Origin of the sequence: Pseudoclavibacter helvolus, assembly GCF_014191305.1 — a bacterium.
Lineage (GTDB): Bacteria > Actinomycetota > Actinomycetes > Actinomycetales > Microbacteriaceae > Pseudoclavibacter > Pseudoclavibacter helvolus.
Window position 1 is genome coordinate 127,024 of sequence record NZ_JACHWJ010000005.1, and the last position, 19,387, is coordinate 146,410.

A 19,387-nucleotide genomic window follows, 5' to 3' on the forward strand; every position below is an offset into this window, starting at 1 on the left:
ACATGCAAGAAACGGCGTTGCCTGGGTCGTCGCCGCGGCGGGAGTCTTGGACCTGTCGGGGCGGATGAAGCAAGCCCCGCGAATCCCGCCTGCAGCACTCTTTCGCGCTTGCAGCAACAGAGAACGGAGACAGCGATGTCCAAGGTCCTTATCCTCGCCGGTGACTTTTCCGAGACGCTCGAGGTGTTCTACCCGTACGAGCGGCTCCGCGAAGAGGGCTACGAGCCCGTTATCGCAGCGCCCACCAAGAAGCGCCTCCAGTTCGTGGTGCACGACTTCGAGGGCTACGACACGTTCACGGAGAAGCTCGGGCACGGCTGGAACGCCGACATCGCCCTCGCCGACGTGAACCCGTCCGACTACGTCGCGCTTGTTGTGCCAGGCGGGCGAGCCCCCGAGTATCTCCGCAACAACGAGGATGTGAAGCGCATCGTGAAGCACTTCTTCGGGGAAGACTCCCCCGTCGCCGTCACCTGCCACGGGCCCATCATCCTCGCGAAGGCGGGCGTTCTCGAGGGCCGCACCACGTCGGGCTTCCCGGAGATCGCCGCCGACATCGAGGCAGGCGGAGGCACCTACCAGAACTCGGAAGCGCTCGTCGACGGCAACCTCGTGAGCTCCCGCGCCTGGAACGACAACGGCCCCTGGTTCGGCAAGTTCATCGCCCTCCTCCGCGAGAAAGCCCCCCTCTCCGCGTAGCGCGCGGGGCGCCCGCCCCGGCCTGGCCGGCCTGGCCGGCCGGCCGGCCGCACGCCCTCGGCGCAGACCTGGGGCTTGCGCATCCGTTTTGCTTCAACAGCACGCGCAAGCCCCAGGTCTCACAGAGGCCGCCCACCCCGCCAGCGCAAACCTCGGGCCCACGCCCCCAAACAACCCCAACAGCACGCGCAAGCCCCAGGTCTCGCCACGCGTGACGCCATCGGTGCCCGGCTTGACTGCATTGTCACAGGCTGCTCGCCCCGTCGTCTCTCCACAGCCGGTACCTCAGCGCGACTGTTGACGCTGCACCGCCTCTACCGTCGGCGTGTGACTTCCGACCAGAGACCTCCGCGCTTCCGGACAGAGCTCCCGTCGGAGCTCCGTGGGCAGAGCTTCACGGTCGCGGATGCGCAAGCGCTCGGGGTGGGCAGGGGCCGGCTGCAGAACCGCGGCCTTGATCGCCCCTTTCGCGGGGTGCGCGTCGATGCCATAGCACCGCAGCCAACGATCGAGCATGAGGCCAGGGCCGCTGCCATTCGCCGCGAACGGCGAGCCCACGACCTGCACTACGCACCTCTCTTGAAAGAGTCTCAGGCTTACGGGGCGATCTCAGCGGCTCGCGTCCTCGGTCTGCCACTGCCCTGGCCGCTGCTTAACGACGCACGCGTGCATCTCATCGTGCCGGAAGGCAGAAATCTCCCGAGGCGACCCGGCGTCGTCACACGAATCGTGCCGCTGAGGCTTTGGCGCACGTTCATGTTCGAGGGGGTCCCATTGCCGCACCCCGCACTGCTCTATTGCCTGATGAGCCGTGACCTGCTGCGGTCAAAGGCCTCCGCTGCGAGATCGGACCTGCTCAGCCTTGGCGACGCTCTCGTGACCGCCGCACCGAACTACCCGAACCGTATCTGGAGAGGCAGCCTCGCGACTCGGGCGACCCTCGCCGACGCAGTTGCTGAGTGGTCGCCAGGCTACGGCTCCGCCCTGCTTCGAGAAATGACACCGCAAATCCGAGAGGAGGTGGAGTCGCCGTATGAAAGCCTCATGCGCTTCGTGCTCCACGACTCCGGGTATCCGGAGCTTGCGGTGCAGCACTCGCTGCAGGTCGGCGGCGTGGAGCTTGCGCGGCCCGACTGCGCGGATCTCAGAGCCAAGATTGCCTACGACTTCGAAGGACTCGGCCACCTGGTGAGCCCAAGCCAGTGGCGACGAGACGTGAAGCGTGCGCGGTTGGTCACCAACCTCGGGTGGCACGGCGAGCGCCTCACGCTCGCAGACCTCTGGCCAGACCCGAGCGAGTTCATCAGGCACGCGCACGCTCTCCGCGAGCGGCGGCTACGTCTGCTCAGCGAGATGTGACTCGCCTCGCGCTCTGAACGTTGAGGCGCGGCGACTGCACACCCGCGGCCCGTGTAGGCCGGGCGTACCTTGCGCGTCCACTCAACGCAGTAGCCCGCTCAGCTCAAGAAGGACGCGCCACCCACAGGTCTGCGAGGCGCACGTGCATCCGCCAGCCCTCAACCCTCACCCCTCAACCCTCAGCCCTCAGCCCTCAGCCCTCAACCCCCAGCCCTCAGCCCTCAACCCTCAGCCCTCAGCCCTCAACCCCCAGCCCCACCCCTCAGCCTGCCCTTGCAGACCTGGGGCAACCGCATCCTCCGCGCGCGGCCCGCGTGCGCAACCCACAGGTCTCGCTCTGACAACGCCACAGACCTGGGGCTCGCGCATGTGCGCTCCGGAAACTGGATGCGCAAGACCCAGGTCTGCGGACGGGGCTTCAGCAACGCGGGCGCGGGACCAGAGCCGGCGGCGTGGGCGGCTAAGGCGGGGCGCTTATGGCGGGCTGGCTGTGGCGGGCGGCGCGTGCATCCGCCAGCCCTCAGCCCTCAGCCCTCAGCCCTGACCCACCAGCCAGCCCTCGCGCAGACCTGGGGCTACCGCATCCACTCCGCGCGGCCCGCGTGCGCAACCCGTAGGTCTCAGCCCGCCAAGGTCACAGACCCGGGGCTGGCGCACTTACGTTCCGGGAAACGGATGCGCAAGACCCAGGTCTGTGGGAGGGCTCATGGGAAGGCGGGACTGGCCGGGAGGCGGCGGAGGCGGGGCGCGCAGCGCACGCGCGGAGGGGCCAGCGAGCTCCAGAGCCGGCGGAAGAGCGCGCGGCCGCCAGCCGGCCCGCGGCCTAGCTGAACTGGATGCCGCCGTCGACGAGGATCGTCTGGCCGGTGACGTAGTCGGAGTCCTCTGAGGAGAGGTAGGAGACGAGCTGCGCGACATCGTTCGGCACGGAGACCCGGCCGAGGAGGATGGACTTCGCGTTCTCCGCGAGCGCCTCGCCCTTCGCGAGCCCCTGCTTCGCGCCGAGCTTCTCGTCGATGAGGTCCCACATGGCGGTGCCGACGATGCCGGGGCCGTACGCGTTGACGGTGATCTTGTGCTCGGCCCACTCCATGGCCGCCGCCTGCGTGAGGCCGCGCACGGCCCACTTCGACGCCGAGTACGGTCCGAGCAGCGCGAACGGGCGGAACACGACGATCGACGCCGCCCCGATGATCTTGCCGCCCCCGCCCTGCTTGATGAACTGCCTCGCTGCCGAGCGGTACTGGTAGAAGACGCCGGTGACGTTCACGTCGAGCACCCGCTGGAAGTCGGCACTTGAGTAGTCGAGCAGCGACTCGACCTGCGCGATGCCCGCGTTGGCGATGAACACATCCAGCTTCCCCGCCTTCTCGGCGGTGAAGGCGACGAGCGCGTCGACGGATGCTTCGTCCGTGACGTCGACGACGGCTCCCGTCGCTCGGCCCCCCGCGTGCTCGATCGCGGTGACGGTCTCCTCGACGCCCGCCTGGGCGCCCTCCAGGTCGGCGACGATGACGTGCAGGCCGTCGCGACCGAGGCGTTCCGCGATTCCCTTGCCGATGCCTCGTGCTGCTCCCGTGACGATGGCGACGCGCTGTTCGGTGCTCATGGGTCCTCCTTGACTCGAGCGGCGCCTGCGCTCCGATGCGCGGCGCTCGCTGCGAGCGCTACGAAGCGGGCACCTCGCGTCGGAAGAAGCCCTCTCACTGAGCGAGAACGGGCCGGATGCACGCCGCGAAGAGACAGACACACAAAAGATGCATGTTCGCGCGAGCGAACCTGCATCTCCCGTGTGGATGCGGCTGGAGCGGGGAGGGAGAGCCGCGCGGTCAGTCGTCCGCGTTCTTGCTCGCCGCCGCCACGATGCGCGAGGCCATCGTCGCGAAGATGAAGCCGTGGAACGGGAACACCGCGGCCCAGTACAGGCGGCCGAGCAGGCCCTGCGGGAAGTACACGGCGCGCTGCTCGTAGCGGGAACGGATGCGCTCCCCGTCCTTCTCGTCGTCGCCGCGCGCATCCGACTCGCCCTCGCCGTCGCCGACGGGCACGGCCCGCATCTCGAGCCACGCGAGACCGGGAACCCGCATCTCGGCGCGGAGCCGCAAGAGCGAGCCTCGCTCGCCGCCGCGTTCGATCGTCTCGACGCGCCAGAAGTCGAGGGCGTCGCCCTCGGCGAGGCGGTCGGGGTGGGTGCGGCCGCGGCGCAGCCCGACGCCGCCGACAAGCTTGTCCATGACGCCTCGCGCGCCCCAGAGCAGCTTCGACGAGTACCAGCCGTTGTCGCCGCCGATGCCCTCGATGACGCGGAACAGCTGCTCTGGCGGCACCGTGCTCTCCTTCGACTGCTCGTCCGTGAAGACAGTCTGGCCAGCCCAGTCGGGGTCGGCGGGCAGCGGGTCGCTTGGCGAGTTGTGCACGTTCGCGTCGCGCCAGCTCGTCTCGGTGGCGCGCTGCTTCTCCCGCCCGAGCGCGAGCTCGACGGCCCGCAGGTACGTCGTGAGTCCGCCCTCTGGCGGCGGGATGAGCGCATCCACGTCTCGATTCTTGACGACGCACTCGTTTTGCAGCGACTCGACGAGCGGGCGCGCGATCGACTTGGGGATCGGGGTCACGAGGTTCACCCAGCGGGATGCGAGGCCGGGCGTGAAGACGGGCAGCGAGGCGATGGCGCGCTGCCGCAGCCCGGCCTTGACGGCGTACCCGTTCATCATCTGCCCGTACCTGAGCACGTCGGGCCCACCGATGTCGAGCGGCCGGTTCTCCTCGCCCTCGATGCGTGCGGCCCCGAGCAGGTAGTGGAGCACGTCGCGCACGGCGATGGGTTGGATGCGGTTGCGCACCCACTGCGGCGCAGGCATGTACGGCAGCACCTCAGTGAGGTGCCGCACCATCTCGAAGGACGCCGAGCCCGAGCCGATGACGATGCCCGCCTGCAGCACGATCGTCGGCACCGGCGAGTTCAGGAAGACCTCGCCGACCTCCTTGCGGGAGCGCAGGTGCTTCGACAGCTTCGCGTCGTCGGGGTGGAGGCCGCCGAGGTAGACGATGCGGGAGACGCCCGCCTTCGCGCCCTGCTCTGCGACGTTCTCGGCGAGCTTCAGGTCGGTGCGCTCGAAATCGGAGCCGGAACCCATGGCGTGCACGAGGTAGTAGACGACGTCGATGTCCTGCATGGCCTCGCCGACCGCCTTCGGGTCGTCGGCGTCGCCGACGACCACCTCGACGTGGTCGCCCCAGTCGTAGGCGGCGACGCGTCCGGCGTTGCGGGCCAGCACGCGCACGCGGTAACCGGCGGTGAGGAGGCGCGGCACGAGGCGCCCGCCGAGGTAGCCGGTCGAGCCGAAGACGAGCACGCGCGGGGCGGAGCCATCGCTCCGGGGCACGGCCTTGAGAGCCGGCTCGTTGCCCGTCGGCGCGGGCGTCGCGGGGGTGGTGCTGTTGGCGGGGGCGTCGCCGGTTGTGAAGTCGTTGCCGGACTGGGCGGATGGGGGCGTGCCAGGGGATGCCATGCCCGCCAGGCTATGACCCCAGACTGATTGCAAGGTGATGGGTTGACAAGGCCGCGCGCCTGGGCTGCTGACGGGAACGACGAAGCCCCGAGCGGTCTTCCGCTCGGGGCTTCGTGTCGTTCTGAAACTGCTGGCTAGCTCTGCACGACCGCGACCGGGTCGGTCGTCGGCAGGCCGGTCTCAGAGCCGCCCTTGTCCTCGACCGTGACACCAACAGCCATGCCTGGCGCAAACGTGCCGTCGAGCACGCGCACCGCCGGGGAGCCTTCGGCCATGGTCAGGATGCCGGCTGGTGCCGGGCCCTCCCCGTCGATGTACCAGAGCTCGTAGTCGTTCTCGGCCGGCAGCTGGGCCATGCCGTGGGCGACAACGGCCGACTGGCCGAGTTCCTCTGACCAGTAGACGGTGACGGTTCCGCCGCCTGCGACCTCAGTGCGCGCGCTGTCGACGTCCGGGGCCGCGAGGATCATCGCGACCTCACTGTCGGCGGATGGCGGCTCCTGCCCGTCTTGACCGAACCCGCCGAAGGCCAAGCCCCCGCCGATGAACAGGCCAACCGCGACGATGACGGCCGCGGTGGCCGCGAGCATCGCCTGGGCGCCGTTGCGGAACCAGCGGCCGCGAGCGCGGGTCTCAACAGGCCCGAAGTCGTCCTCGCTGTTTCCGAGACTGGATGCTCCTCCGCCCACCGAGACGAGGCGTCGGTCCTCGTCGATGTCGTCGTCGTCCTGTCCCTCGAGTTCTGGGACTGCGGACAACGTGCGCCGCGTCTCGTTCTCGGAGCCGTCAGCCGCTGGACCGGCGCCCTGCGGTGCATCCGCCGCTGCAGAAGAACCGTTCGAGCCCTCGGTCTCCCGCTCGCCCCCAACAGGGTTCTGCTGTGGGAAGCTGTCGAGCTTCGCGAAGAGCGCGTCCTTCATAGAAGCTGGCGGCTGGATGGGCTCGGTGGCGAGCGCAAGCTGCGCGGCCGCCTCCTGGTAGCTCTCGAGCTCCTCGCCGAGGTCACCGTCAACCAGGAGCTTGTTGAGCAGCGCCCGGTCGGCAGCGTCGTCGAAGTCGTTGGCGGAGAGCGCCTCGGCAGCCAGCAGCTGCTCGAGCTCTTCGCGTTCGCGATCCTGTCCGTTGCTCATGACTCCACCCCCAACTCTCGTCGCAACCTATTCATTCCGTCTCTGATTCTTGTCTTCACCGTGCCGAGCGGCACCTCGAGCCGTTCCGCGATCTCACTCTGCGTGAGACCCCCGTAGTAGGCAAGGGTGACAGCTTCACGCTGTTGATCGCTGAGCTTGCTGAGGGCCTGCTGGGCCCGCTTGTGCTCGATGCTGATCTCCGCGGACTCGGCGACGTCGTCGCGTTCGCCCTCGAAGTCGCGCACCCCGATCTTCAGGTCGCGGTCCTTCGACGCCTGGGATGCACGCACCCGGTCGATGGCTCTGCGGTGCGCGACAGTCAGCATCCAGCTGGTCGCCTTGCCCTTGCTCGGCGAGTACGACGCGGCGGTCTGCCAGATCTCGAGCAGCACCTCCTGGGCGACCTCTTCGGACTGCGCCTGATCGACGAGAACTCGCCGGATGAGCCCGAGCACGCGAGGTGCCATGAGGTCGTAGAGGGTGGAGAAGGCTTCCTTGCTTCCTGTGGCGGTGCGCACGAGAAGGTCCTCTATCTCTCCGATGGCTTCGCTCACCATCTCAGCTTGCCATCTCGCGAAGGTTTCGCGAATTCGGTTGACTTCGATCTGGGTTTCGAGGAAGGGGCTTGGGCTTCCGGGGAAGACCGTGGCTGGGACGTTCTGCCAGGCCTCAACCGAAGGTGAATGAGTAAGCATCCACGCCACCCCCCAGCGTCACGGTCAGTTCGCCCTGCTTGCTCTCGTCTCCCTCGAAGAGGAGGTAGGAGCCCGGGTTGCCTTCCACCTGAATCTCGCGCGGGCCGGTGCCGTCGTCGACGGTGACCGTTCCTGAGCCGCCGAGCACCATTCGGATGGTCGAGGCCGTGTACGAGAGCTTGATCTTGCCGTCCGAGTCGCTGCGGATGCCCTGCGAGTCGAGGTTGAAATCACCCTCGAGGGAGAACGTGTCCTGCTGCTGCTCCGCGGGGAAGGTGAAGCTGCGGTCGCCCTGACCGTAGTCGCCCTCTCCGTTGTAGTTCACGACCTTCGTCGGCATGAGGTAGGTCTCCGGCGTTGTGCTGCCGAGCTCCGGCGTCGTGTCGGACGTGTCGGTCTCTCCTGGCAGCTGCACGTCAGGGTTGGCCTCCTTGAGGAGGTCGCGGATCTGCGCTTCCGTCTCCGCGTATCCGCCCTCGCCGAAGTGGATCGCACGCACGGTGCCGTTCGCGTCGATCAGGTAGTGGGCGGGCCAGTAGCGGTTGCGGTAGTTCGTCCAGGTGCCGAGGTTGTTGTCCAGGGCGACCGGATACTCGATGCCGAACTCGTCGATCGCATTCGCGACGTTCGAGGCTTCCTTCTCGAACGCGTACTCGGGCGAGTGCACGCCGATGACCTGCAGGCCGGAGTCCTTGTACGCCTGGTCCCAGGCGGTGACGTGAGGGATGGAGCGGATGCAGTTGATGCAGGAGTAGGCCCAGAAGTCGATCAGCACGACCTTGCCCTCTGCAGCCTGGGCCGCGAGCTGCACCTCTTCACCGTCGGGGGTGTTCATCCACTCCTGGATGTCGAGGATCTCCGGCGCCGGGCCGCAGTCGCCGAGCTCGGGGTCGCCTGGCGTGCAGTTCGTGAGCTGCTCGTTCTGCTCGTTGACGAGGCCACCGAATGCGAGGGCCTCTTCGACCTGCTCGTTCGAGTTGAACTGCTCCTGAAGGCCGGCCGTGTAGTCGGGCACGAGGCGCTGCAGAATCTGCGGGAGGTTGAAGACGAGGCCGATCGCGAGGGCGATCATGACGACGCCCGCGGTGATGCGGATGCCGCGCTGGTGCTTGCGGAAGGCCTTCACTCGCTCGCCCACTCGGCGCCCTGCGAGCGCGAAGATGAGCAGCGGGATGGCGGCGCCGATGCCGAACGTCACCGTGAGGATGACCGTCTCGATGCCGATCTGGCCGGTCGAACCCGCGACCGTGATGGCGGCGAGCACGGGGCCGGCGCACGGCACATACACGGCGCCCAGGGCGATGCCGAGGAGGAAGCCGCCGCGGTCGGTATTGACCTGCTTCTGCGGAATCCAGGAGAACGGCTTCTCGAGCAGGTGCTCGAACTTCGGCACGATGAGGCCGATTCCGATGAGCACCAGCACGATGATGCCTGCCCAGCGCAGCACGTCTTGGGGAAGCCCAAGAAGGCTGAGGAGCAGCGAGCCGAGCAGCGTGAACACGCTGAAGCTCGTAACGAGGCCCAGGATGACGAGGTAGGGACGTGCAGATGCGCGCCGCTTCGTCGCCTGCTCGCTCTTGACTCTCGTCTTGAGCGCGCCCTCGTCAGGCCCATCGACCCCGGGATCCTGGGCCTCGGCCTGCATCTCCTCGTCGCTGCGCGCGCCCTGCACGCCGCCCGAGAAGAAGATGACGGGGAGCACGGGGAGAATGCACGGTGAGATTCCCGTGATGAGGCCTCCGAGGAAGCCGATGAGTCCTAGCGAGATCATGTTGCGCTCCCTGCAGCGTGGCTGTCAGGCGGTCATTCATGCCTGTGCTCGAAGTTCGGAGCGGCACCGCTTTCGGTTTGGTCTCAGAGCCGAGAAATGCGTGGAGCGGTCCGAAAAGGATGCGCGGAGAGCCCCCTTATGAGAGGTATCCGAGCACGTGATTTCGGTCACCCAGAATTTATTCCGAACTTTTCCAATCCGGTTCAGGAGGGCCTCCGAATGTCTCAGTGAACCGCAACGGATGCGGCTCCGGCCCCCCGGCCGAGAAATGAGGAGTGAAGTTATGCGCACTATCACCAGGAAGGGCTCACTCGCCCTCCTCTCGCTGGCGGCCATCTCGACCTTCGGCCTGGCAGCCTGTTCAAGCTCTGCACCCATGACGGAAGCGACCACGGAAGCATCGACTGAAGCTTCCGAGATGGCCACCCCCATGGAGACCACGATGGAGACCATGGACCCGGCAGCCAACCTCGTCGGCCCCGGCTGCGCCGACTACGCGGCACAGGTGCCGGACGGCGCCGGCTCGGTTCAGGGCATGTCCCAGGACCCGGTCGCGGTCGCGGCCTCCAACAACCCATTGCTCACGCAGCTCACGGCAGCCGTCTCCGGCCAGCTGAATCCTGACGTCGACCTCGTCTCGACGCTGAACGGCGGCGAGTTCACGGTGTTCGCACCGGTGGATGAGGCCTTCGGCAAGATCGACGCCGGCACCATCGAGACGCTCAAGACCGACGCGGACCTGCTCTCGGGCATCCTGACCTACCACGTCGTCGAGGGACAGATCCTGCCTGACGAAATCGCTGGCGACCACACGACCGTTCAGGGCGAGACCGTCACTGTCGAGGGCTCGGGCGATGACCTGACCGTCGGCGGCGCCAAGGTCATCTGCGGTGGAGTCCAGACCGCGAACGCAACCGTCTACCTGATCGACACGGTGCTCATGCCGCCGTCGAAGATGTAAGACAGCAGCTCCTAGTGCTGCGTGTCGTTAGTTCCTAAACGGTTTGTGTTTGGGAGAATGTGGAATGGCGAATTCTCCTGCTGCGGCTCTGCTACTCCCTGACGTGGATCGTGTTGAGTTGGTGTCGTGGGCTCGGTCGACGAGTATTCGTGCGGGCCTGTCGATGCGAGCGCGGATCGTGCTGCTCGCCTCGGAAGGTGTCGCGAACTCGCGGATCGCGGCCGAGGTTGGGACTACGACGACCTCGGTGTGGAAGTGGCGGAAACGGTATGCCGAGGCCGGAATTGCGGGGCTCTCCGATGCGCCGCGCTCTGGCCGGCCGAAGCATCTCGATCATGCCGAGATCGTGGCAGCGACCTTGACGGCCCCGCCGAAGAAGTACGGCGTGACACATTGGTCCTCGCGCCTGCTCGCGCAGCGCCTGGGGGTTGGGAACGCGACGGTGGCCAGGGCGTGGCGGGAGTACGGGGTGCAGCCATGGAAGTCGGAGACGTTCAAGTTCTCGACCGACCCGGAGCTCGTCGGGAAGGTCACCGACGTTGTCGGCTTGTATCTCGCGCCGCCCGAGAACGCGATCGTGCTCTGCGTGGACGAGAAGTCCCAGATCCAGGCCCTTGACCGGACCGCACCCATGCTGCCGATGCGGATCGGGGACACCGAGAAGCGCACGCATGATTACAAGCGCCACGGCACGACCACACTGTTCGCTGCATTAGACGTCGCGACCGGACACGTCACCGGAGCGGTCAAACCCAAGCATCGCCGGCAAGAGTTCCTCTCGTTCCTCCGGCAACTCGACCGCGCCTACCCGGAACGGGACCTGCACCTCGTGATGGACAACTACGCCACCCACAAAACGCCAGAGGTCAAGACCTGGCTCGAGAAACGACCCCGCTTCCACGTTCATTTCACGCCGACGTCCGGGTCGTGGTTGAACTTGGTCGAGGTGTGGTTCGGGATCATCGACCGGCAAGCGATCCGTCGCGGGATTTTCACCTCGGTGAAAGACCTCAACGCGAAGATCCGGCAGTTCATCACTGGCTGGAACGACCGAAAGCACCCATTCGTCTGGACCAAGACCAGCGACGAGATCCTCGCGAAAGCGAACCGTCAACCAACTTCAGAAACGCGACACTAGCACGGACAACGAATAAGGCCCCGGATCTTGCATCCGGGGCCTTTGTCTGATTTATTTTCGCATTTCTGGCGGATATGCGCGCGAATATCACAAGTCGGGCACGGCTTTCCGAGTATTTACGCACAGGATTTCGCTATTCGTATATCCGGGGGACACAATGGGTTGTCCGGTGAAGAACGCGGTTCAGTCAACTGAGCGCCACAGGCGCAACAGGGGCAGCCAGCGTCCAACACCGGCGACTACAGTCAACATCGAACTTTGGAGCTCTCATGGGATTCCTCGCATTCCTCCTTCTCGGACTCATCGCCGGGGCCATCGCGAAGCTCATCCTGCCCGGCAAGCAGGGCGGCGGATGGATCGCAACCCTCGTTCTCGGCGTCATCGGAGCACTGCTCGGCGGATGGATCGGCGGCATGCTCTTCGGCGAGGGCGTTGACGCGTTCTTCTCGCTCAGCAGCTGGCTCCTCGCCATCGGTGGCTCGCTCATCGTGCTCCTCATCTGGGGATTCATCACGAGCCGCGGCAGCAAGAACAAGGCGTAACCCCCTTACGACCTCAACAGCGGACCTCGGCCTCGGCCGGGGTCCGCTGTTGTGTGCGCTCCAGTTCACACGCATCCGCTGCGATCGAGCTGCTCGAACTCCTGCGACGGAAACTCGTGCTCCTACGAGGAAATGCGGTTCGCTCGTTGCATGACCACGAGCGCGACCGTCCCCCACTCCGACCGTGCCGCGGCCCGCTGGCGCGTCCTCATCGTCACCTACCTGTGGCGGCTCCCGTTCTTCCGTGACGGTGGCGCGAGGGCCAAGCCAACCCGCAACGTGCTCGCCGTCTCGATCGCATCGCTCCTGTACGTGTACACCGCCTCGCTCGGCGTGTACCTGGTCGAGCACAACACCGCCGGCGCGAACATCGTCAGCATGGGTGACGTCCTCTGGTGGGGGTTCACGACCATCACCACCGTCGGCTACGGCGACTTCACCCCGGTCACCGTCGCCGGCCGCGCACTCGCCGTCTCCCTCGTGGTCTCCGGCGTGCTCATCGTCGGCTTCGTGAGCGAGGCCATCATGTCGGCCATCCGTGAAGACGCGCGCACGATCGCGGCGAAGCTCACCGCGAAGGTGCCCGGCGAGCTCGACGCGGCACATCCGGAACGCGCCCCTCACTGAGCCCCCACGCGGTGCACAGCCCCGCTCCCCGCTCCTCCCCACCTACCCCTGCCCCTTGTTTCCCACTTCTCGGCGTCGAGGGCGGTCTTGTGGTCGTCAAAACGCCATGGAAGCAGCCACAAGTCCACTTTCGACGCGTCTCGGCGACGACGCGACGCGGCACCAACGCACGGGGCAACGCGGCCAACGAAAAAACCCGGCTGCCAGAACGGCAACCGGGTCTTCATCTGTAGCTGGAGAGAGATTCGAACTCTCGACCTCACGATTATGAGTCGTGCGCTCTCACCAACTGAGCTACCCAGCCAAGGGTTTCTGCAACATTCAACTGCTCCAGAATGGAGCCCCGAGTCGGGTTTGAACCGACGACCCCTTCCTTACCATGGAAGTGCTCTACCACTGAGCTATCGGGGCAAGATGCCAATCGAGCTTGTGGCTCCGAATGGCACCAGATGAGGATAGCACCTCACGGAACCCCGTGAGACCACCACCCTCGTGGCGTGCCGCGTGTTACGCGCCCGAGCTTTCGCCAGGCATCGTGACAACCGTGGAAACGACGTTGAACTGCGTGAAGAACGCGATCGGGTCGATCTTGTTGCCGTCAGCCGTGTGCACCTCAAGGTGCAGGTGGGGGCCAGTGGATGCGCCCGTGTTGCCGACCTTGCCGAGCTCGTCGCCGACCTTGACGACGTCGCCGACCTTGACGGCGATAGAGCCCGTGAGCATGTGTCCGTACACGCTCTCGTAGCTCTGGCCGTTGATGACGTGCTGAACGATGACGTGCACGCCGAGGCCGCCGTTGTCGGTCGGGGTGACGCTCTTGACGGTGCCGCCCGCGATCGTGCCGATCGGGGTGCCCTGCGCAGGAGCGAAGTCGATGCCCATGTGGTTCGTGCTGCCGATGCCACCCGGCGAGACGCGAGGACCGAAGTCGTCGGTGATCGCAACGCCGACCGGGAAGGGCCACTGGACCGTCGAGGAGAGGTCGTTCTTGTACGTGCCACGGTCGACGAGGCTCATAAGGTTGGCAGCCGTGGCCGAACCCATCGTGGTGACGGCGTAGGCGCCTTCACGCTCGACCGTCGTAGCCTCGCCACCGGAGACTGTGAGGGTCTGGCCGGGAACCGAGGAGACGGCGTCGGCGAGCGCTGCTGCACTGTCGCCTGCGACCTGGTCTTCCTGGGTGGAGGTGGCGTTTGCCGGCATCGTCGAGACGACGGCGATCGTCGCTGCGAAGCCGAGGGCCGTGACGCCAGCTGCGCCGCGGAGGAGAGCGCCGCGCTTCTTGTGCGACTTCTCGGAGTTCTTGACGCGGACGAGGCCGCGACGGCCCGTCTTGCTGTCGACCTCGGGACGGAGGGCCTCTTCGTTGCGAGCAAAGCTCAGCGGAACTTCGAGGACTGCGACGGATGCGCGTTCGATGCGTGCGGTCGACTCGGTCGCGTCGGAGCGGATCTGCGCGACCTCGGCGATGCTCGGCGTGACGATCGAAGCGGGTGCAGGAGCCGGCGCCGAGACAACCGCGGCAGCCTTGGCGACGGGGGCCGTCTCGACAACCGAGACGATCTTCGGGGCCAGCGCCGCAGTGACGAGAGGCGCCGCGGTGATGACCGGAGCTGTCTGAGCTGGAGCCGTTGCGCGCTCAGCTTCGCGACGGGCACGGCGGGAGCTGAATGCCTCCGGCGCTGCCTCTGGTGCGCTAGCTGCGAGCGATGCGAGACGCTCTGCTTCGCGGAGTTCTCGACGGGTCATGGGCGCCGACTGAGCCTGCTCCTGGCCCGATGTGAGAAGGGAAGTCAACGATTCATATCCTTACCGCGGTTTATAACGAACTGGTAAATAGTAACGCGCAGGTCACGGAAACTTCAAGGTCTCCGGGGAATCGACGCCCGCGTTAGTCCATCCCGACGGCCGACCCACCAGCCTCCTGGCCAGCAACCGCAAGGGATGAAGCGCGATGCGCGGTCGAGCCAAGATCGCCGCTTTTCGCCCCGACCCGAACGCGTCGGGCGTGCCGCCGGTGCAGATTCAGAGCCCGGCCCCAGGAAGAACCGTGACCAGATCGGCCAGCTCAAGCTCGAGCCCCGGCTTCGCGGCGATGATCAGGCGTCGCCCCTCGCGCCCCAGTCCCTCGCCGACGACAACCGCGCCGGCCTCACGGGCCACTAGCGCCGCCCCAGCGTGATCCCACGGGTTCAGTCCAGACTCGTAGTACGCATCAAGTCGGTTGATCGCAATGTTGCAGAGATCGAGGGATGCGGCACCGACGCGGCGTAGATCGCGCACGCGACCCGCCAAGGTCTTCCACTGCTCCGCCTGCTGCACACGACGCTCGGCCGAATAGCTGAACCCCGTGCCGACAAGAGCGAACTCGAGGGGCGGGGCGGCATCCACTCGCAGTTGCACCCCATTGCACCAGGAGCCCTGACCGCGCATGGCGGTGAAGGACTCGCGCCCCTCCGGGTTAACCACGGCCGAGGCGAGCGTTGTGAAGCTGGCCGGCTCCGAGCCCGGGTCACCAACAACGACAGCGACGCTCACCGCGTAGTTGGGGTAGCCGTAGAGGTAGTTGACCGTGCCGTCGATGGGGTCGACCACCCAGGTCAGCCCCGTCGTGCTCGCCGTAGCATCGGACTCCTCCCCGAAGAAGCCGTCGCCGGGCCGCAGCTCCTCGAGTCGACGACGGATGTGCGCCTCGGACTCCCGGTCGGACGCCGTGACGATGTCGACGGACGACGACTTCGTGTCCGCGACCGCTACCCCTTCCTTGCGCCGCGCGGCGACGAGCTCGCCAGCCTCGGTGGCCAGTGTGAGCGCGATGTCGAGGAGCTCCTGCAGTTGCTCCGCAGTGAGCTGGTCAGCGTCTGGCGTGGGCGAGGAGGCGTCGAGTTGAGTCACTTCTGGAGCGTAGCAAGGCCGCGTTTCCGCCCGCTTCTGTGTTTGTGTTTGTTTCTCTTGTTTTGTTTCCGTTTGCCGCGTACGCTCTCCATCAGAACCAACACTCGGATCGCACAGGAGCATCCATGTACGCAACGGAGAGACACGCGCTCATCCTCGAACGCATCGCGCAGCACGGGAAAGTCGCCGTGCGAGAACTCGCGGGCGACCTCGACGTCACGCCGGAGACCATCCGCCGCGACCTCGACCAGCTCGAACTCGAGAGCCTCGTCAGGCGAGTCCACGGCGGCGCCGTCAGCAGCGCACTCGGCAGCCTCGCCGAGACCGCCGTGGCCGACCGCCAGCCCCTCAACCACGACGCCAAGGTGCGCATCGGGGAGGCAGCCGAACGCCTCATCCCCCGAGGGTTCACGGGCAGCATCCTCATCGACGCGGGCACGACCACCGCCGAGATTGCAGCCGCCCTCGTGCGACGCCCCGCCGACGAGCTCGCGAGACTGCAGGTCATCAGCAACTCGCTGCCCATCCTCGCGCTCCTCGTGGCACACAGCGAGCTCACGACGATCGCCATCGGCGGTCGCGTGCGAGGCCTCACCAGCGCCGCCGTCGGCCCAAGCGCCCTCACTCAGCTCGCGGCCCTCCGCCCGGACCTCGCCTTTATCGGCACCAACGGCATCAGCGCCGAGTTCGGGCTCAGCACGCCAGACCCTGACGAAGCGGCCGTGAAGTCGGCCATGTGCCGAGGCGCACGCCGCGTCGTCGTCGCCGTCGACGCATCGAAGTTCGACCAAGACGCCCTCACCCACATCGCACCGCTCTCCAGCGTCGATGCCCTGGTCACCGACCAGCCCCCGCGTGCGGCACTCGCCGCCGCGCTCACCGAGAACGACGTGGAAGCAGTGCTCGCATGATCGTCACCGTCACCGCCAACCCGGCCATCGACAGAACCCTCGCCCTCCCGCACGAACTCGCCCGCGGCGAGGTCCAGCGACTCACCGGCAGCGAATCGCAGGCAGGCGGCAAGGGCATCAACGTGTCCCGCGCCCTCCGCGCATCGAAGCTCGACAACCTCGCCGTCTTCCCCGCGTCCGCCGAGGACGACTTCAAGCACCTCGTCGAAGCCGAAGGACTGCGGATGCTCCCCGTGCGCATCGAAGGCAAGGTGCGCACCAACTTCGCCGTCACCGAGACCGACGGGACCACGACCAAGCTCAACGAGCCGGGCCCGCACCTCAGCACGGACGAAGCGGCCGCCCTCGTCGCCGCCGTCGTCTCCGCGTCCCGCGACGCCGACTGGCTTGTGCTGGCCGGTTCCCTCCCGCTCGGCCTCCACTCCTCCTTCTATGCAACGCTCATCGAGGCCGTACGCGCCGAACTCGGCGAGGCTGCTCCGCGTGTGGCCGTCGACAGCTCAGACGCCCCACTCGAAGCGCTCCTCGCATCCGGAACCCGCGTGCAGCTCATCAAGCCCAACGCGTTCGAGCTCGCCGAGCTGAGCGGCATCGCCGACGGAGACACCCTCGAGGCCGACCCGCAACTCGCCGCAGACGCCGCCGGCTGGGCGCTCGAGAACGGCGCTGACGCCGTCCTCGCCACCCTCGGTGGAGCAGGCGCCATCTACCGCGACGCCACCACGAGCCTCTTCGCCACCCCGCCACCCACTCGCGTGCGCAGCACCGTCGGAGCAGGCGACTCGTCGCTCGCCGGCTACCTGCTCGCGAGCGTCACCGGGGCCACCCCCGAGCGCGCCCTCGCCCAAGCCGTCGCCCACGGAAGCGCCGCAGCTTCCCTGCCGGGCAGCGGAGTCCCATCCCCAGAGCAGACACAGCCGGACCTCGTCCGCATCACCCACCTCGCCGTCACCGGCGAACACAGCAACAGCATCGCAACCAGCACCAAGGAGAACGCATCATGACCACCTACATCACGCCAGGGCTCGTCGCCCTCGACGTCGACCTGGGTGCGGACAAGACCGATGTCATCCGCAACCTCGCCGAACGCGTCGTCTCCCAGGGCCGCGCGACCGACGCCGCAGGGCTCGCCGCCGACGCCCTCGCCCGCGAAGAGCAGGGCTCTACCGGAGTTCCAGGCGGCATCGCAATCCCCCACTGCCGCTCAGGAGCCGTCACCGAAGCCACCCTCGCCATGTCGCGCCTCAACCCGGGCGTCGACTTCGGAGCTCACGACGGCCCAAGCGACCTCGTCTTCTTTATCGCTGCCCCGGACGGTGCCCACGACGAGCACCTCCAGATGCTCTCCAAGCTCGCCCGCTCGCTCATGGTTCCCGAGTTCAACGACTCGCTCCGCGCCGCGAAGACGCCGGAAGAGATCGTCGCGATCGTCGAGAAGGCGCTCGAGCCAGAGGAAGAGAAGCCGGCCGCGGCAGCCGCACCCGCACCCTCACCCGCCGCGAGCGGCGCATCCACCGGCCCCGTCATCGTGGCCGTCACGTCCTGCGCAACCGGCATCGCCCACACCTTCATGTCAGCGGATGCCCTCACGGCAAAGGCCAAGGAGATGGGCATCGAGTTCTACGTCGAGCCGCAGGGCTCCTCGAAGGTCACGCCACTCGACCCCGCCATCATCAAGCGCGCCGACGCCGTCATCTTCGCGAACGACGTCGACGTGCGCGACCGCGGCCGCTTCGCCGGCAAGCCGGTTGTGCAGTCGCCCGTGAAGCGCGGCATCGACCACCCGGATGAGCTCCTCAACGAAGCCGTTGCAGCAGCCAAGGACCCGAACGCCAAGCGCGTCCCCGCATCCGACGCCGCCGACTCCTCCGAGAACACGGCCAACGAGAGCGTCGGCGCCCGCATCAAGCGCTGGCTGCTCACGGGCGTCAGCTACATGATCCCGTTCGTCGCAGGTGGCGGACTCCTCATCGCGCTCGGCTTCCTCCTCGGCGGCTACGACATCGTCAGCGACGGGCGCAACACCGACATCATCCTGCAGAACTCGCTCTTCAACCTGCCGCCGGACGAGGCAACCCGCTCGGGCCTCCTCGTTTACCTCGGTGCCGTCGCATCCGCCATCGGGCAGGCGTCGATGGGCTTCCTCGTGCCAGCCCTCGCCGGCTACATCGCCTACGCCATCGCAGACCGGCCAGGCATCGCGCCCGGCTTCGTCGCCGGTGCCGTCGCAGGCATCATGGGCGCAGGCTTCATCGGCGGCATCGTCGGTGGCCTCATCGCCGGTGGCGCGGCCTACTGGATCGGCTCCTGGAACGTGCCCCGCTGGATGCGCGGCCTCATGCCAGTCGTCATCATCCCGCTGGTCGGCTCCATCATCGCCTCCGGCCTCATGGTCATCCTCCTCGGCGGGCCCATCGCGGCCCTCACCAACGGCCTCAACACCTGGCTCACCGGCCTCACCGGCGCCAGCGCGGTACTCCTCGGCATCATCCTCGGCACCATGATGTGCTTCGACCTCGGAGGCCCCGTCAACAAGGTCGCCTACGCGTTCGCAGTCGCCGGGCTCGGCGCCGGATCCTTCGACAACCAGGCACCCTGGATGATCATGGCCACCGTCATGGCAGCCGGCATGGTCCCGCCCCTCGCCATGGCACTCGCCACGACGATCGCACCCCGCCTCTTCTCCCCCGTCGAGAAGGAGAACGGACGCGCGGCCTGGCTCCTCGGAGCGGCCTTCATCTCAGAAGGCGCCATCCCGTTCGCCGCAGCCGACCCGCTGCGCGTGATCCCCGCGAGCATCCTCGGCGGCGCGGCCACCGGCGCCATCACCATGGCGACGGGCGTCACCTCGCAGGCACCCCACGGCGGAATCTTCGTCTTCTTCGCCATCGGCAACCTGCTCTGGTTCGTGCTCGCGATCCTCATCGGAACCGTCATCTCCGGCCTCACCGTCATCGCCCTCAAGAAGTGGGTGCGCAAGGCGCCGGTCGACGCTGACGTGCCCGTCGCCGCATCGCTGCAGGGAGAGCTCGCGCACTAGGTCGCTCGCGCGGTCGGTCGCAGGCCCGTTAGGCCACTCGCACGGCCGCTCGCGTCGGCCGCTCGCGTCGCGGACGCCCCCTCGGTCTCGGGATGGGTTTCTCACTTCGG

At 67.1% G+C, this 19,387-nt stretch carries 16 protein-coding genes and 2 tRNA genes; 9 read left to right on the plus strand and 9 right to left on the minus strand.

The genetic code is table 11. The annotated features are described in order from the left end of the window. Positions 1–135: 135 nt before the first annotated feature. Together FHX72_RS15335 and FHX72_RS15340 are read left to right on the plus strand one after the other, a co-directional pair. On the plus strand, positions 136–699 hold the full coding sequence (locus FHX72_RS15335) for a DJ-1/PfpI family protein (protein WP_068483343.1): 564 nt from the start codon (positions 136–138) through the stop codon (positions 697–699). An 804-nt stretch (positions 700–1,503) separates the two neighbouring features. Next, positions 1,504–2,058, plus strand: a complete 555-nt coding sequence (locus FHX72_RS15340; protein ID WP_156475840.1) for a hypothetical protein — start codon at positions 1,504–1,506, stop codon at positions 2,056–2,058. An 823-nt stretch (positions 2,059–2,881) separates the two neighbouring features. On the opposite strand, the gene FHX72_RS15345 is transcribed toward FHX72_RS15340, so the two are convergent. The 5 genes from FHX72_RS15345 to FHX72_RS15365 all read right to left on the minus strand — a co-directional run bounded on the left by FHX72_RS15345 (position 2,882) and on the right by FHX72_RS15365 (position 9,163). Then, on the minus strand, positions 2,882–3,667 hold the full coding sequence (locus FHX72_RS15345) for an SDR family NAD(P)-dependent oxidoreductase (protein WP_068483349.1): 786 nt from the start codon (positions 3,665–3,667) through the stop codon (positions 2,882–2,884). 220 nt (positions 3,668–3,887) lie between these two features. Beyond that, positions 3,888–5,567 carry an SDR family oxidoreductase gene (locus FHX72_RS15350; protein WP_082775539.1) on the minus strand — a complete coding sequence of 560 codons (1,680 nt, stop codon included), beginning with the start codon at positions 5,565–5,567 and terminating at the stop codon, positions 3,888–3,890. A gap of 134 nt (positions 5,568–5,701) precedes the next feature. Further along, positions 5,702–6,697, minus strand: a complete 996-nt coding sequence (locus tag FHX72_RS15355) for an anti-sigma factor (protein WP_183626238.1) — start codon at positions 6,695–6,697, stop codon at positions 5,702–5,704. Further along, entirely contained in the window at positions 6,694–7,254 is a 561-nt protein-coding gene (gene sigK / locus FHX72_RS15360; protein WP_183626240.1) for an ECF RNA polymerase sigma factor SigK, read from the minus strand. The genes FHX72_RS15355 and sigK overlap by 4 nt, the downstream gene beginning before the upstream one ends. Before the next feature lie 112 nt (positions 7,255–7,366). Beyond that, entirely contained in the window at positions 7,367–9,163 is a 1,797-nt protein-coding gene (locus tag FHX72_RS15365) for a cytochrome c biogenesis protein DipZ (protein ID WP_183626242.1), read from the minus strand. Positions 9,164–9,446: 283 nt separating this feature from the next. Between FHX72_RS15365 and FHX72_RS15370 the strand changes: the two genes are divergently transcribed. From FHX72_RS15370 to FHX72_RS15385, 4 genes are all read left to right on the plus strand, one after another. Continuing rightward, a complete protein-coding gene (locus FHX72_RS15370) occupies positions 9,447–10,124 on the plus strand; it encodes a fasciclin domain-containing protein (protein ID WP_183626244.1) in 678 nt (225 codons plus the stop codon). A 64-nt stretch (positions 10,125–10,188) separates the two neighbouring features. Next, positions 10,189–11,262 (plus strand): IS630 family transposase, encoded by a 1,074-nt coding sequence (locus tag FHX72_RS15375; RefSeq protein ID WP_183623125.1) that lies wholly within the window; start codon positions 10,189–10,191, stop codon positions 11,260–11,262. Positions 11,263–11,531: 269 nt separating this feature from the next. Continuing rightward, positions 11,532–11,804, plus strand: coding sequence for a GlsB/YeaQ/YmgE family stress response membrane protein (locus FHX72_RS15380; RefSeq protein ID WP_068483366.1), 273 nt, complete (start codon positions 11,532–11,534; stop codon positions 11,802–11,804). 150 nt (positions 11,805–11,954) lie between these two features. After that, entirely contained in the window at positions 11,955–12,431 is a 477-nt protein-coding gene (locus FHX72_RS15385) for a potassium channel family protein (RefSeq protein WP_183626246.1), read from the plus strand. 230 nt (positions 12,432–12,661) lie between these two features. Here the strand turns inward: FHX72_RS15385 and FHX72_RS15390 are convergent. From FHX72_RS15390 to FHX72_RS15405, 4 genes are all read right to left on the minus strand, one after another. Further along, positions 12,662–12,735: transfer RNA gene (locus FHX72_RS15390), tRNA-Met, on the minus strand. A gap of 32 nt (positions 12,736–12,767) precedes the next feature. After that, positions 12,768–12,842: transfer RNA gene (locus tag FHX72_RS15395), tRNA-Thr, on the minus strand. A gap of 96 nt (positions 12,843–12,938) precedes the next feature. Continuing rightward, positions 12,939–14,228 (minus strand): M23 family metallopeptidase, encoded by a 1,290-nt coding sequence (locus FHX72_RS15400; protein WP_183626248.1) that lies wholly within the window; start codon positions 14,226–14,228, stop codon positions 12,939–12,941. A gap of 228 nt (positions 14,229–14,456) precedes the next feature. After that, a complete protein-coding gene (locus FHX72_RS15405; protein ID WP_235812800.1) occupies positions 14,457–15,326 on the minus strand; it encodes an inositol monophosphatase family protein in 870 nt (289 codons plus the stop codon). Positions 15,327–15,451: 125 nt separating this feature from the next. Between FHX72_RS15405 and FHX72_RS15410 the strand changes: the two genes are divergently transcribed. Genes FHX72_RS15410 through FHX72_RS15420 form a run of 3 tightly spaced genes read left to right on the plus strand, consistent with a single transcriptional unit; the run spans position 15,452 to position 19,277 of the window. Continuing rightward, entirely contained in the window at positions 15,452–16,237 is a 786-nt protein-coding gene (locus FHX72_RS15410) for a DeoR/GlpR family DNA-binding transcription regulator (RefSeq protein WP_183626251.1), read from the plus strand. After that, complete coding sequence (locus FHX72_RS15415; RefSeq protein ID WP_183626253.1) at positions 16,234–17,241, plus strand: 1-phosphofructokinase family hexose kinase; 1,008 nt, start codon at positions 16,234–16,236, stop codon at positions 17,239–17,241. Before FHX72_RS15410 ends, FHX72_RS15415 begins: the two co-directional genes overlap by 4 nt. Beyond that, positions 17,238–19,277: a PTS fructose transporter subunit IIABC gene (locus FHX72_RS15420; protein ID WP_183626255.1), complete on the plus strand. Its 2,040-nt coding sequence runs from the start codon at positions 17,238–17,240 to the stop codon at positions 19,275–19,277. Before FHX72_RS15415 ends, FHX72_RS15420 begins: the two co-directional genes overlap by 4 nt. The last annotated feature ends 110 nt before the right edge of the window (positions 19,278–19,387 follow it).

Coding starts and splice junctions, on each gene's coding strand:
- FHX72_RS15335 (WP_068483343.1), top strand. CDS start 136: ATGTCCAAGGTCCTTATCCTCGCCGGTGACTTTTCCGAGACGCTCGAG.
- FHX72_RS15340 (WP_156475840.1), top strand. CDS start 1,504: ATGAGCCGTGACCTGCTGCGGTCAAAGGCCTCCGCTGCGAGATCGGAC.
- FHX72_RS15345 (WP_068483349.1), bottom strand. CDS start 3,667: ATGAGCACCGAACAGCGCGTCGCCATCGTCACGGGAGCAGCACGAGGC.
- FHX72_RS15350 (WP_082775539.1), bottom strand. CDS start 5,567: ATGGCATCCCCTGGCACGCCCCCATCCGCCCAGTCCGGCAACGACTTC.
- FHX72_RS15355 (WP_183626238.1), bottom strand. CDS start 6,697: ATGAGCAACGGACAGGATCGCGAACGCGAAGAGCTCGAGCAGCTGCTG.
- sigK (WP_183626240.1), bottom strand. CDS start 7,254: ATGGTGAGCGAAGCCATCGGAGAGATAGAGGACCTTCTCGTGCGCACC.
- FHX72_RS15365 (WP_183626242.1), bottom strand. CDS start 9,163: ATGATCTCGCTAGGACTCATCGGCTTCCTCGGAGGCCTCATCACGGGA.
- FHX72_RS15370 (WP_183626244.1), top strand. CDS start 9,447: ATGCGCACTATCACCAGGAAGGGCTCACTCGCCCTCCTCTCGCTGGCG.
- FHX72_RS15375 (WP_183623125.1), top strand. CDS start 10,189: ATGGCGAATTCTCCTGCTGCGGCTCTGCTACTCCCTGACGTGGATCGT.
- FHX72_RS15380 (WP_068483366.1), top strand. CDS start 11,532: ATGGGATTCCTCGCATTCCTCCTTCTCGGACTCATCGCCGGGGCCATC.
- FHX72_RS15385 (WP_183626246.1), top strand. CDS start 11,955: ATGACCACGAGCGCGACCGTCCCCCACTCCGACCGTGCCGCGGCCCGC.
- FHX72_RS15410 (WP_183626251.1), top strand. CDS start 15,452: ATGTACGCAACGGAGAGACACGCGCTCATCCTCGAACGCATCGCGCAG.
- FHX72_RS15415 (WP_183626253.1), top strand. CDS start 16,234: ATGATCGTCACCGTCACCGCCAACCCGGCCATCGACAGAACCCTCGCC.
- FHX72_RS15420 (WP_183626255.1), top strand. CDS start 17,238: ATGACCACCTACATCACGCCAGGGCTCGTCGCCCTCGACGTCGACCTG.